Below are 12,524 nucleotides of genomic sequence, written 5' to 3'. Positions count from 1 at the left end.
GGCCCCGGCACATCGAACCAAGGGAGGCCCCTGCCCCGTGACTTCCATCGCAGAACGCCCCGGCGTCACCACCTACAAACAGTTCATCGACGGCGACTGGGTCGATGCCGTCAGCGGCGCGACCTTCACCCGCACCAGCCCCTACGACGGCTCCGTCGTCGGCGTCTACCCCAACGGCGGCATCGAGGACGCCCAGCGCGCGATCCTCGCGGCCCGCCGCGCATTCGACGAAACTTCCTGGCCCACCTCCCCCGCTGCCGACCGCGCCCGCATCCTCCGCAAGGCCGCCGACCTCCTCGCCGAACGCGCCGACGCCTTCGCGACCTGCATCGCCGCCGAAGTCGGCAAGCCGAAGACGATGGCCCTCGGCGAAGTCATGGCCACCGTCGATGTCTTCCAGCTCTTCGCCGCCAAGGCGCTCAACCTGAAGGGCGAATCCTTCACCCAGCAGATTCCCGACGCCGTCGGCATCGTCGTCCATGAGCCGGTCGGCGTCGTCGGCATCATCACGCCGTGGAACTTCCCGCTCCTCCTCATCTCGTGGAAGATCGGCCCCGCCATCGCCGCCGGCTGCACGATGGTCGCCAAGCCGTCCCACTACACCCCCGGCTCCACCCTCATGCTCGCCGGACTCCTCGCCGATGCCGGCCTGCCGAAGGGCGTCTTCAACGTCGTCACCAGCGAAACCGATAACGGCGCCCTCGTGGGCCAGCACATCGCCGCCTCCGAACTCGTCGATAAGGTCGCCTTCACCGGCTCCACTGCCAGCGGCAAGGCGGTCATGCGCGCCGCCGCCAACAACGTCAAGAAGGTCTCGCTCGAGCTCGGCGGCAAGTCGCCCAACATCGTCTTCCCCGATGCCGCCGTCGATGCCGCCGTCGCCGGCGCCTTCTTCGGCATCTACCTCAACAGCGGCCAGGTCTGCCAGGCCGGTTCCCGCCTGCTCGTTTCGAATCGCATCAAGGATGAGTTCGTCGCCAAGCTCACCGGCCTGAGCCAGACCCTCAAGCTCGGCGACCCCTTCGACCCCGCGACCACGATGGGGCCCGTCATCAACGAATCCCAGCTCGCCAAGATCGAGAACTACCTCGAGCGCGGCAAACAGGAGGCGAAGCTCCTCACCGGCGGCTCCCGCGCCACCGAGCCCGGCCTCGAAAAAGGCCTCTTCGTGAAGCCCACCATCTTCGACGAGGTCTCGAACCAGGCCACCATCGCCCGCGAAGAGATCTTCGGCCCCGTCCTCTCCGTCCTCTCGTTCGACGACATCGACGACGTCATCCGCACCGCCAACGACACCATGTACGGCCTCGCCGCCGCCGTCTGGACGAAGGACATCAACGTCGCGCTGAAGGTGGCGAAGGGCCTTCGCGCCGGCACCGTCTGGGTGAACGCCTACCACAGCACCGGGCTCTACAACATGCCGTACGGCGGCTACAAGCAGAGCGGCCTCGGCCGCGAGCTCGGCGACCTCGGCCTCGAGGAGTACATGGAGACGAAATCCATCCAGATCAAGCTCCAGTAGCCCCCGCGCCTCGCACCCGGCCCATCCCCGGCCCGCGGCAGCCCGCCGCGGGCCGGGTTCCCTTCCCGCCGGTCAGTTGATGGAGGCGAACACCCGCAGCGGCGGCACCGGCGCATAGATTTCGAAGCGGAGTTCGGCGAGCCGGTCCGCCCACTGCTCCAGCGTGCCCCGGGCGTAGGCCGCCTCTGCGCTCTGGAGCGCCTGCCCCACCGCTTCGCCGTCGCGCAGCACGTAGACCGCGAGCACCTCGCCGCAGGGTGTGAGCGCTGCCCGCACCGCGACGACCCCCGGCACGGCCCGTGTATCGCGCACGTGCACCTCCCGCACCCAGCGGAAGAACAGCTCCGCCTGCCCGGCGAGCGGCCGCGCCCGCATCACCATCACCGGCCGCGCCGGCCCGCTCACCGCAGCCGCTCCGCCAGCCGGGCGATGAGCGCAACCGTCGGCTCGAGGTCGAACCGCGTATCGACGACCACCGCCGGCACCTCGAGCGGCTCCGCGCGCCCGGCCATCCGTTCGAACACCTCCACGCCGGCCTGCGAGAAGCCCTCCCGCGGCCGCGACAGCCGCCGCCGCACCACCTCCTCCGGCGCCGTCACCCGTACGGCCACCACGCCGCCCGCCCGCTCTCCCAGCCGGAGGAACCGCCGGCGGTCGCGCCGCGTGAGGTTCGTCGCGTCCACGATCACGGCGCGGCCCTCCGCCAGCCCTTCCGCGGCCAGCGCTTCCGCCCGCGCGAACACCGCGCCGTGCTCCGCCGGCGTGTAGGCCGGCTCCGGGAACAGCTGCCGCCGGATGGCGTCGCTCTCCACGTGCACCGCGCCAAGCCGCTCGGCCAGCAGCCTCGCCAGCGTCGTCTTCCCGCTCCCGGGCACGCCGGAGAGCAGCACGAGCACGCCGTCGCCATTCCCCGGATTGCCGCTAACCATGCCCATATGCTAGCGTGAAGGCGTAGAGACGACAGGAAAAGGAAGACAGAGAACAAGGTTGCTGACGAAAGAGCGCAAGACCGACCTCATCAAGGAGTTCGGCACCCACCCGTCCGATACCGGGTCCCCGGAAGTGCAGGTCGCCATCCTGACCGAGCGGATCAAGTACCTGACCGAGCACCTCAAGGCCCACAAGCACGACTACCATACCCGTCGCGGGCTCCTCAAGCTCGTCGGACAGCGTCGCCGGCAGCTCCGCTACCTCAACAGCCGCGACGTCAACCGCTACCGCGAACTGATCGCCCGCCTCGGCCTCCGCAAATAGCGGAGGCTTTTTCGCTTCCCGCGGGGTCCGCAACCGCCCCGCTGCAGCCTTCCTCACCTGCGTCCCGCCATCGCGGAGCCACCGCGAAACGGGCACCGTGGCCCACACCCCCACGGCCACTCCAGCAGCTGAGATGAAGCACACGAATTGACCGCCATGAACGACCCGCGCACCTACGAAATCGAAATCGGGGGCAAAACCCTCACCATCCAGCACGGCATCCTCGCCCAGCAGGCCAACGGCGCCGTTACCGTCCGCCTCGGCGATACCGTCGTCCTCGTCACCGTCTGCATGGCCGACGCCCGCGAAGGCGTCGACTTCTTCCCGCTCACGGTCGACTACGAAGAGCGCCTCTACGCCGTCGGCAAGATCCCCGGCGGCTTCCCCCGCCGCGAAGGCCGCGCCTCCACCGAGGCCATCCTCGCCATGCGCCTCACCGACCGGCCCCTCCGGCCCCTCTTCCCCAAGGGCTTCCGCAACGAAGTCCAGGTCATCGCCACCACCCTCTCCGCCGACCGCGAACACCAGCCCGATACCCTCATCACCATCGGCGCCTCGGCCGCCCTCGGCATCAGCGACATCCCCTTCAACGGCCCCGTCTCCTCCGTCCGCGTCACCCGGCTCGATGGCGAGTACATCGTCAACCCCACCTTCGACGAGACCGAACGCGGCGACCTCGACATCGTCGTCGCCGGCACGAAGGACGCCGTCGTCATGGTCGAAGCCGGCGCCAAGCAGGTCTCCGAAGACGTCGTCCTCGAGGCCATCGAAGTCGCCATGGAGGCGAACCGGAAGATCATCGCCCTCCAGGAGCAGATCGCCGCGGACGTCGCCCCCGTCAAGAAGCCCTACACCCCGGCGAAAGAGAACGAAGAGGCCGTCGCCGTCATCAGCGAGTACCTGAAGGACCGCATCCCCGAGCTCGTCGCCACCGCCGCCTCCGAGCGCTCGGACGCCAACAAGGCCGTCCGCCAGGAGCTCCAGGAGCAGTTCGGCGACCGCTTCTCCTCGGCCGACATCGCCGATGCCCTCTGGAACATCATCAAGAAGGCGATGCGGAAGCAGATCCTCGAGCAGGGCATCCGCGCCGACGGCCGCGGCATCAAGGAGATCCGCCCGCTCGATATCCACGTCGGCGTCCTGCCGCGCACGCACGGCTCCGGCCTCTTCCAGCGCGGCCAGACGCAGGTGCTCACCATCGCCACCCTCGGCGGCCTCAGCATGGTGCAGAAGCTCGATACCCTCTCGCCCGACGAGTACAAGCGGTACATGCACCACTACAACTTCCCGCCGTACTCGGTCGGCGAAGTCCGGCCGCTCCGCGGGGCCGGCCGCCGCGAAATCGGCCACGGCGCCCTCGCCGAGCGCGCCCTCGAACCCGTCATCCCTTCCGAGGAAGAGTTCCCCTACGCCCTCCGCCTCGTCAGCGAGGTGATGTCCTCCAACGGCTCCACCTCCATGGCGTCCGTCTGCGGCAGCACGCTCGCCCTCATGGACGCCGGTGTGCCGATTGCGGCGCCCGTCGCCGGCATCGCCATGGGCCTCATCATGGGCGAGGACGGCAACTACCGCGTCCTCACCGACATCGCCGGCCAGGAAGACTTCATGGGCGACATGGACTTCAAGGTCGCCGGCACCGCCGCGGGCATCACCGCCCTCCAGATGGACATCAAGATCGGCGGCGTCTCCCGCGAGCTCCTCGCCACCGCCCTCCAGCAGGCCCGCGAAGCCCGCGAGTACATCCTCCAGCGCATGCTCGACGTCATCCCCGCGCCGCGGCCCGAACTCTCGCCGCACGCGCCAAAGATGTACAAGCTCAAGATCCCGCAGGACATGATCGGCACGCTCATCGGCCCCGGCGGCAAGACCGTCCGCCGCATCCAGGACGAAGCCGGCGGCGCCACCATCGACATCCAGGAAGACGGCACCGTCATCGTCGGCTCCCCCAACGAAGAGGTCGCCCGCAAGGCCATCCGGATGATCGAAGGCCTCACCAAAGAGGTGCAGGTCGGCGAAATCTACACCGGTAAGGTCACCCGCCTGCTCAACTTCGGCGCCTTCGTCGAAATCCTCCCCGGCAAGGAAGGCCTCGTCCACATCTCCCAGCTCGGCGCCGACCACGTCCGCAACGTCGAGGACGAAGTGCAGGTCGGCGACGAGGTGACCGTCATGGTCTCCGAAATCGATAACCTCGGCCGCATCAACCTCTCCCGCCGCGCCGTCCTCCTCGGCGAATCGCCCGAGCAGGCTGCCGCTGCAGCCCGCGAAGGCTCGCGCGACCGCGGCCCCCGCGGCGGCTCCGGCGGCGGCCCCGGCCGTCCCTCCGACCGCGGCGACCGTGACCGCGACCGCGGCGGCCGGCCCGGCGGCGGCGGGCCGCAGCGCTCCAGCCAGCCCCAGCCCTCGCGGCCCGCGCCGTCCACCCCCGGGCCCGTCGGCGGCGCGACCCGCGGCTGGGTGCGCCGCTCCCCCGGCCCCGAAGGCGCCCCGCCGCCCCCGCGCCGCGACTTCGGCGGCGGCATGGACGACGACTAGCCGCCGGGTCATCCCCGGCCAGCACTGCTGACCCCGGAACGACAGGCGGGGCCGCCCAACCGGGCGGCCCCGCCTTCTTGCGTCCCGTCGCTTGCCGCTAGACGCCCACCGGCTCCCGCCACTCCGCCGGCTTCGCCCGCTCGGCCTCCGGCAGCGGCTTGATCCACCAGCGGTCCTCGTACTCGCTCCAGAGGTGCCGGAGCTTCGGCATCACCTTCTCCGCGAAGAGTTTCGTGTTGTACATCACCTTCTCCCGCGGCATGTTCCCGATCTGCATCAGGCACATCAGGTGGCCCACCTTCAGCCCCTTGATGACCTCCTCCATCTGCTGCGCGACGCTCTCCGGGCTGCCGGCCACCACGTAGCCCTGCTTCACGAAATCCGCCCACCTGAGCCCGGACCGCTGCGCGCTCGCCTGCGCCCCCACCTGCGCCGTGATGCCCGCCTTCACCGTCCGCAGCGTCCGGTAGCCGGGCGCGTCGGCGAAGCCGCCGTAGACGTGCAGGCAGCGGTTATAGAAGTAATCCACGTGCTCGCTGTAGAGCCGCTCCGCCTCCGCATCGCTCTCCGCCACGCAGACCAGCTGCAGGAAGCCGGCCCGGTAGGGGTTGAACTCCGCCCCCAGCTCATCCACCCGCGCCCAGTACTGGTCCATCACGCCCTTCCCGCGCAGGTAGCCGAAGTAGGAGAGGTAGCAGTAGACGTAATCCTTCTCGGTCGTCCAGTCCCACGTCTCCAGCGAACCCCCGCCCGGGATCCAGATCGGCGGGTGCGGCTGCTGCAGCGGCCGCGGCCACGGGTTCACGTACCGCACCTGGTTGTACTTCCCGTTGAAGTGGAACGTCTCCTTGTTCGTCCACGCTTCGAGGATGAAGTCGTGGTTCTCGTAGTACCGCTCGCGCAGCGTCGCCGGCGTGAAGCCGTACGCGAAGTTCGTGTCCATGCTCGTGCCCACCGGGAAGCCGGCCACCAGCCGGCCGCCCGAGATGCAGTCGAGCATCGCGAACTCCTCCGCCACCCGCAGCGGCGGGTTGTAGAGCGCGATCGAATTCCCGAGCACTACCAGCCCGGCCCGCGACGTCCGCCGCGCCAGCGCCGCCGCGATGATGTTCGGGCTCGGCATCAGCCCGTAGGCGTTCGAATGGTGCTCGTTGCAGCAGATCCCGTCGAAGCCGCACCGCTCCGCGTACTCCAGCTCGTCGAGGTACTCGTTGTACACGTGGTGCCCCTTCACCGGGTCGAAGAGCGAGTACGGCACATCCACCCAGACGCTCCGGTAGCGCTCCTTGAAGTCGTCCGGCAGGTACGGGTACGGCATCAGGTGGAACCAGTGGAACTTCATGCTGCCCCCTCCCGGGCGCCGCTGCGCCCCGGCTCATCGTGTCCATTGCATACGCCCGCGCAATGGGCGCGTCAAGCCGGTTGCCTTCCCGCGGCGCCGCGCTACCTTCACTCCATACCCTGCCGCCGGGAGCCAGCGATGCCCTCGTCCCGAACCGCCGACCGCCTCACCGAACTGATGCAGGCCCGGGCCGCGCCGGGCGCACCCGTCCACCCGCAGGACGTCCTCGAATCGCTCCGCAGCGAAGAGACGGCCTTCCGCCGCTTCAACGGCTGGCTCGCCGACCACGTCGCCGCCCTCGCCGGTACGATGGCGTTCTTCCACGTCCTCTGGCTGCTCATCGTCGGCTGGGCCGTCTGGCAGTCCGGCATCCTCCACAACCGCGGCTTCGACCCTTACCCTTACAGCTTCCTTTTCTTCATCCTCGGCGGCGTCATGCAGTCCCTCTTCGTGCCCACCATGCTCACCGCTTCGAACCGCGCCGAGGAGCGCGACCGCGTCAAAGCCGACGCCGACCACCGCGCGCAGGCGCACCTGTACGACGTCAACGACGAGCAGGTCGAACTCCTCCGCGAGGTGCTCGCCCGGCTCGAGCGGCTGGAGGCGCGGCTCCCCGCCTCCGAGTCCTAGCCCCCGCGCGGCTGCGGCGCCCGGAAGAGTCCCTCCTGCGCCACCGTCGCGATGCGCGTCCCGGAGCGGTCGTACATCCCGGCCAGCATGATCGCGCGGGCCGCGTGGGCGGCCGGGCTTTCGCTCACGTACAGCACCCAGTCATCGAACCGCGGCGGCCGGTGGAACCACATCGCATGGTCGAGGCTCGCCGAGCCTCCGCCCGGCGCCCAGAGGCCGTAGTGGTGCGCCACCGTCGCCACCAGCCCGCTGTCGCTGAAGTAGGCCAGCGCCGCCGCGTGCAGCACCGGGTCCTCCGGCAGCGGCTCGACCATCCGCCCCCAGACGGCCCGGGCCGGCAGCCGCCCCGTCCCGTCGTTCGCCCGCGTCGGCTCGGCCGCCGAGCGGAGGTCGATCGGCCGGCCGAGGCGGCTCCGCATCCGCTCCGCCATCTCCGGCGGCAGGCTCGCCATCCGCGGCAGCGCGATCGTCGTCCACCAGGGCGGGCAGCTCTCCGGGTCCGGCGCGTCCGGCATCGGCGCCTGGTGCGAAATGCCCTCTTCCGGTGCGGCGAAGCTCACCGAGGCTTCGAAAATCGTGTGCCCGGCCTGCACCGCCGTCACCCGCCGGGTCAGGAAGTTCCGCCCCTCGCGGATGCGCTCCACCGTGTAGTCGATCGGGTCCTGCGGCTTGCCTGCCCGGAGGAAGTAGGCATGGAGCGAATGGATGGCCCCGAACGAGGCCGTCCGCCCGGCCGCCACGATCGCCTGCGCGAGCACCAGCCCGCCGAAGAGCCGCCCCTCCTCCTGCCCCGGCTGCCCGCGGAACCGGTCGTAATCCGCCGGCTCGAGCGTCACCTGCCGCAAAAACTCGCGGATGCCCGGCCCGCCGCCGGGCTCGCCCTGCGCCTCGGTCATGTCTGCACACCCTTCACCGGGGCGCCGCGCCCTGCGCCCGCCCCGCAGCTGGAATTCGTAGCCTCCAGCCTACCCCGGCCGCGGCTCCCCGTCTGCCCGGGGCGCGATCGCTGCCAGCAGCCGCTCGGTCGCCGCCGCCACCTCCGCCACCGCCCGGTCGAACGCCTCCGCGTTCCGCCGGGAGGGGGCGCGGTAGCCGCTCACCTTCCGCACGTACTGCAGCGCGGCAGCCCGCACCTCTTCTGGCGTTGCCGGCGGCTCCTGCCCCCGCAGCGTCCTGATGCTCCGGCACATGCGCACCTCCTGCGGGGCCGCCCGGCCTCAGGCCCGCGGCAGCCCCAGCCCGCGCGTCGCGATGATGTTCCGCTGCACTTCGCTCGTCCCGCCCCCGATCGTGGCCGCCACCGAATGCAGCTGGAACCGGCCGATGCGGCCCATGAGCAGCTCCCACCGCGAGGCCCCGCGCGACGTGACCTGCGCCCGCAGCCCGGCCATCCGGTAGAGCACGGCCGCCATCCGCTGCTCGACTTCGCTCGCGTACAGCTTCACGATGCTCGCTTCGTAGTTCGGCTGCACCCCGCGGGCCTGCATCGAGACCACCCGCAGGCTCAGGTTCCGCGCCACCTCGATTTCGATGGCGAGGTCCGCCAGCCGGTGCCGCGCCCACGGCAGGTTTGCCAGCCCCTCCGCCTTCGCGCACGCGATCGCCTCTTCGAGGATCGCGCGGTACTCCACGCACAGGTCGACGAGGCTCCGCTCGAAGTCCAGCGTCGTCGCTGCCACGTACCAGCCCCGGTTCTCCTCCCCCACCATGTTCCGCGCCGGCACCCGCACGTTCTCGAAGAACACCTGGTTGAACCCACTGTTCCCGACCATGTTGATGATCGGCGAGAGCGAAATCCCCGGGCTCTTCATGTCGACCAGGAAATACGAGAGCCCCTTGTGCTTCGGCGCTGCCGGGTCCGTCCGCGCGAGCAGGATCATCCAGTCCGCGATGTGCGCCCCGCTCGTCCAGATCTTCTGCCCGTTTACGACATAATCGTCGCCGTCGCGGACCGCCCGGGTCTGCACGCTCGCGAGGTCGGAGCCGGCCCCCGGCTCGCTGAAGCCCTGGCACCACCGCTCCTTCCCCGAGAGGATCGGCTCGATGAAGCGCTCCTTCATCCACTCCGCGCCGTACTGCATCAGCGTCGGCGCCACCCAGCCGATGCCCACACCGCCGAAGCGCGGCGCGCGGGCGCGGGCCATCTCCTCCTTCAGGATGAACTGCTGCATCACGGGCAGCTCGGCGCCGCCGTACTTCTTCGGCCAGGCCGGGGCAACCCACCCGCGCGACTGCAGCCGGCGCCGCCACTCCGCCAGCGCCTCCTTGTCCCGCTCGTGCCCGCTCGAGAGCTGGCCCCATTCGCCCTCGCCGGCGTCGCCCTTCAGCGCCTCCGGCAGGTTCTCCGCAATCCACGCGCGCACCTCGGCCCGGAAGGCCGCCTCCGCTGGCGAATCCCGAAAATCCATGCGCCGAAGGATACCGCCGCCCGCGCTCCCGATCATGCGCGGCTGAACGAACCCGCCCTCCCTGCCGATACCTCCACTGATGGGACGTTCGAACGCCGCGCTCGCCCGCCGTGCCGACTTTCTCGCGGTCCTCGCCGACCCGGACCTGCTCCAGCTCATGCTCGTCGCCTGCCCCGATGCGGTCATCGTCGCCTCGCCGGAGGGCCGCATCGCCCTCTATACCGGCGCCTCCGAGGCGCTCTTCGGCTTCGCCCCGATCGAAGTCCTCGGCCGCCGCGCCGGCCTGCTCTTCCCCGACCGCGAGGGCTGGCGCAGCCTCCAGCACGCCCTCGAACGGGACGGCTACGTCCGCACCTTCGAGCTCGCCGCCCGCCGGAAGGACGGCCCCAACCTCATCGCCGCCGTCTCCGCGGCCCGCGTCGCGAACCGCTTCGGCGAGCGGCTCGGCACCGTCTACTACATCCGCGACCACTCCGCCGTCCGCGAAATCGAAGACGCGCTCCGCCGGAACAACGCCCAGCTCAGCACCCTCGTCGCCCGGCTCGACCACCTCGCCCGGCACGACCCCCTCACCCGCCTCCTCAACCGCGCCGCTGCCTACGAAGCGGCGGAGAACGTGCTCCTCGCCTTCCCCGTCGGCGAAGCCCGCCTCGGCGTCGCCATCTTCGACCTCGACCGCTTCAAGGCGATCAACGACTCCTACGGCCACCTCGCCGGCGACGCCGTCCTCGAAGCGTTCGGCACCATCCTCCGCCAGCAGGCCCGCCACGGCGACGTCATCGCCCGCTTCGGCGGCGAAGAGTTCGTCGCCTTCCTCCCCGGCGCCGGGCTCGAAGAAGCGGCCCGCTTCGCCGAGCGCATCCGCGAAGCTGTGCAGCTGCGCCACATCCCCGTCGATGACACCCTCGCGATCGCCGTCACCGTCAGCGCGGGGGTATCGGCCATCCCCGATTGTGCCGAAAACCTCGAAGAAGCCGTCCGCCTCGCCGACGAGCGCCTCTACGAGGCGAAGCGCGGCGGGCGCAACCGCGTCGTCGCCGACTCCTGCCAGCAGAGGAACGCCGCATGACCGCCGACCCCACCGCGGACTCCCCGTACTTCCGCAACCGCCTGCGCACCATCGTCCAGGCCACCACCGACCTCGCCCCGCTCAAGGCTGTCGCCACCAAAGCCATCCAGCTCGCCGAAGATGAGCGCTCCGCCGCCATGGACCTGGCCACCGTCATCAGCTCGGACCAGGCCCTCACGGCCCGCCTCCTGAAGCTCTCCAACTCCGCCTACTACGGCTACGCCCGCCGCATCTCCAACGTCCGCGAAGCCGTCATCCTCCTCGGCATGCGCACCGTCCGCTCCGTCGCCATTTCGACGGCGATCATCGATGCCCTCCGCATCCCCCAGCTCGAGGACACCCGCTTCGACCAGGACCTCTTCTGGGCCCACTCCGTCACCGTCGGCATCATCGCCGAGGTCATCGCCCGCGAAACGCGGGTCGCCCGCCCGGAGGACGCGTTCACCGCCGGCGTCCTCCACGACATCGGCAAGCTCGCGATGATCCTCGCCGACCCGGCCAGCCTTGCCGAGGTCATCGACCTCGTCGAAACCGAGAACATGCGCTACCGCGATGCCGAGTTCGCCGTCTTCGGCTTCGGCCATGAGCTCGTCGGCGCCCGCCTCGCCGCCCGCTGGAAGTTCCCCGAGCCGCTCGTCTCCGCCATCCAGGCCCACCACCAGCCCGTCGCCGCCATCGAATCGATGGCCGACATCGTCGCCTCGGCGAACCTGATCGCGAACCGCGAGGGGCTCGCTGCCGGCTTCGACTACACGCACGAACCCGAGCGCCGGCCCGCCGCCGCCGTGCCGCCTGCCTGCGACCTCGCCATCGGGAAGGTCCACGGCGGCATCGCCACCCTCGAAGAGAAGGCGCGCGCCTTCCTCACCCACGTCACCTCCCGCGCGCCCCGCTGGTATCGGCCCCACCACGGTGAAGAAGCCGAGCCTCTCGCCGCCGAAGAGACGCCCGCAGCCTGATGAACCGCCCCCGGCCGGTCGAATTCTCCTGTGAGGACCGCGTATGAATTCCGCGCCCACCATGCCGGCCAACCCCGACGAAGAGCCTGAGGCCCCGCAGCGCCACCTGCTCCGCATGGCCGCGCTCGCCGGCTGGGGCATCGTCCTCGTCGTCCAGGTCGGCCAGTACCTTCACCGGCCGACGACCGCGAACCTCATCGTCGCCATCGGCCTCGCCACCCTCTTCGGCCTCTTCCTCGCCCACGCGCTCTTCATGCGCGTCGTCCAGAAGCGGCACTGGCACCGGGTCGCTGCCCGGCTGCAGGGCGCGGCCTACCTCTCCGAGTTCCACAACCTGCCCAACCGCAACTACGTCCTCGCCGAACTGCGGCGGGAGATGCCCCGCGCCCGCGCCCTCCAGTCGCCGTTCGTCCTCATCCAGCTCTCCATCGAAAACATCGCCGAGATCCGCGAGCGCCGCGGCGACGACTTCGCCAACCGCGCCCTCAACGCCCTCGCCGACGTCCTCAAGCGGCTCACCCGCTCCTCCGACTTCCTCGCCCACCTCGGCGGCGCGAAGTTCTGCGTCATGCTCGTCGAATGCACGCTCGAGCAGTCGTTCATCTACCTGAAGCGCGTACCCGGCACCATCTCCGTCTCCGACGGCCACAACGTCCTCGATGTCCCGGTGACGGCCCGCGTCCTCCAGTACGACCTCGAAGCGCTCTACGCGACGGACGTCCTCCGCGACCTCGAAGAGACGCGCCCGCTCCGCCGCCGCGAATCGCCGCGGCCCGACTCGCTCGCGGCCTGAACCGCCGGCCCC

At 70.3% G+C, this 12,524-nt stretch carries 13 protein-coding genes; 7 read left to right on the top strand and 6 right to left on the bottom strand.

The genetic code is table 11. The features are described from left to right. The first annotated feature begins 37 nt into the window (after nucleotides 1-37). Nucleotides 38-1,522 (top strand): aldehyde dehydrogenase family protein, encoded by a 1,485-nt coding sequence (locus N2041_RS02245; RefSeq protein WP_297675399.1) that lies wholly within the window; start codon nucleotides 38-40, stop codon nucleotides 1,520-1,522. 72 nt (nucleotides 1,523-1,594) lie between these two features. Here N2041_RS02245 and N2041_RS02240 read toward each other — a convergent pair whose 3' ends face one another. Both N2041_RS02240 and N2041_RS02235 read right to left on the bottom strand, forming a co-directional pair. Beyond that, the gene (locus N2041_RS02240) at nucleotides 1,595-1,927 is read right to left on the bottom strand and encodes a hypothetical protein (protein ID WP_297675397.1); all 333 of its coding nucleotides are present in this window, start codon (nucleotides 1,925-1,927) and stop codon (nucleotides 1,595-1,597) included. After that, nucleotides 1,924-2,451: an ATP-binding protein gene (locus N2041_RS02235; protein WP_297675396.1), complete on the bottom strand. Its 528-nt coding sequence runs from the start codon at nucleotides 2,449-2,451 to the stop codon at nucleotides 1,924-1,926. The genes N2041_RS02240 and N2041_RS02235 overlap by 4 nt, the downstream gene beginning before the upstream one ends. A 58-nt stretch (nucleotides 2,452-2,509) precedes the next feature. On the opposite strand from N2041_RS02235, the gene rpsO reads away from it, so the two are divergent. Continuing rightward, nucleotides 2,510-2,776, top strand: coding sequence for a 30S ribosomal protein S15 (rpsO, locus tag N2041_RS02230; RefSeq protein WP_270057333.1), 267 nt, complete (start codon nucleotides 2,510-2,512; stop codon nucleotides 2,774-2,776). 156 nt (nucleotides 2,777-2,932) lie between these two features. Continuing rightward, complete coding sequence (locus N2041_RS02225; protein WP_297675393.1) at nucleotides 2,933-5,311, top strand: polyribonucleotide nucleotidyltransferase; 2,379 nt, start codon at nucleotides 2,933-2,935, stop codon at nucleotides 5,309-5,311. Nucleotides 5,312-5,408: 97 nt separating this feature from the next. Here the strand turns inward: N2041_RS02225 and N2041_RS02220 are convergent, their stop codons facing one another. Continuing rightward, the gene (locus N2041_RS02220; RefSeq protein WP_297675391.1) at nucleotides 5,409-6,653 is read right to left on the bottom strand and encodes an LLM class flavin-dependent oxidoreductase; all 1,245 of its coding nucleotides are present in this window, start codon (nucleotides 6,651-6,653) and stop codon (nucleotides 5,409-5,411) included. A 138-nt stretch (nucleotides 6,654-6,791) separates the two neighbouring features. On the opposite strand from N2041_RS02220, the gene N2041_RS02215 reads away from it, so the two are divergent. Next, the gene (locus N2041_RS02215) at nucleotides 6,792-7,283 is read left to right on the top strand and encodes a DUF1003 domain-containing protein (protein ID WP_297675389.1); all 492 of its coding nucleotides are present in this window, start codon (nucleotides 6,792-6,794) and stop codon (nucleotides 7,281-7,283) included. On the opposite strand, the gene N2041_RS02210 is transcribed toward N2041_RS02215, so the two are convergent. The 3 genes from N2041_RS02210 to N2041_RS02200 all read right to left on the bottom strand — a co-directional run bounded on the left by N2041_RS02210 (nucleotide 7,280) and on the right by N2041_RS02200 (nucleotide 9,691). Next, a complete protein-coding gene (locus N2041_RS02210; RefSeq protein ID WP_297675387.1) occupies nucleotides 7,280-8,179 on the bottom strand; it encodes an acyl-CoA thioesterase II in 900 nt (299 codons plus the stop codon). The genes N2041_RS02215 and N2041_RS02210 overlap by 4 nt on opposite strands. A gap of 69 nt (nucleotides 8,180-8,248) precedes the next feature. Further along, nucleotides 8,249-8,473 carry a DUF2277 domain-containing protein gene (locus N2041_RS02205; protein ID WP_297675385.1) on the bottom strand — a complete coding sequence of 75 codons (225 nt, stop codon included), beginning with the start codon at nucleotides 8,471-8,473 and terminating at the stop codon, nucleotides 8,249-8,251. A 27-nt stretch (nucleotides 8,474-8,500) separates the two neighbouring features. Further along, nucleotides 8,501-9,691, bottom strand: a complete 1,191-nt coding sequence (locus N2041_RS02200) for an acyl-CoA dehydrogenase family protein (RefSeq protein ID WP_297675383.1) — start codon at nucleotides 9,689-9,691, stop codon at nucleotides 8,501-8,503. A gap of 79 nt (nucleotides 9,692-9,770) precedes the next feature. Here N2041_RS02200 and N2041_RS02195 point away from each other — a divergent pair, with 79 nt between their 5' ends. From N2041_RS02195 to N2041_RS02185, 3 genes are read left to right on the top strand one after another with little or no spacing between them, the layout of a single operon-like run. Continuing rightward, nucleotides 9,771-10,760: a sensor domain-containing diguanylate cyclase gene (locus N2041_RS02195; RefSeq protein ID WP_297675381.1), complete on the top strand. Its 990-nt coding sequence runs from the start codon at nucleotides 9,771-9,773 to the stop codon at nucleotides 10,758-10,760. Beyond that, the gene (locus tag N2041_RS02190; protein ID WP_297675379.1) at nucleotides 10,757-11,719 is read left to right on the top strand and encodes an HDOD domain-containing protein; all 963 of its coding nucleotides are present in this window, start codon (nucleotides 10,757-10,759) and stop codon (nucleotides 11,717-11,719) included. Before N2041_RS02195 ends, N2041_RS02190 begins: the two co-directional genes overlap by 4 nt. Before the next feature lie 43 nt (nucleotides 11,720-11,762). Next, on the top strand, nucleotides 11,763-12,512 hold the full coding sequence (locus N2041_RS02185; protein ID WP_297675377.1) for a diguanylate cyclase: 750 nt from the start codon (nucleotides 11,763-11,765) through the stop codon (nucleotides 12,510-12,512). The last annotated feature ends 12 nt before the right edge of the window (nucleotides 12,513-12,524 follow it).

This window comes from Tepidiforma sp., from assembly GCF_026419595.1.
In the GTDB taxonomy this organism is placed as follows: domain Bacteria; phylum Chloroflexota; class Dehalococcoidia; order Tepidiformales; family Tepidiformaceae; genus Tepidiforma.
The sequence above is the reverse complement of the archived record's forward strand: the minus strand, read 5'-3'. Positions and strand labels throughout refer to the sequence as shown.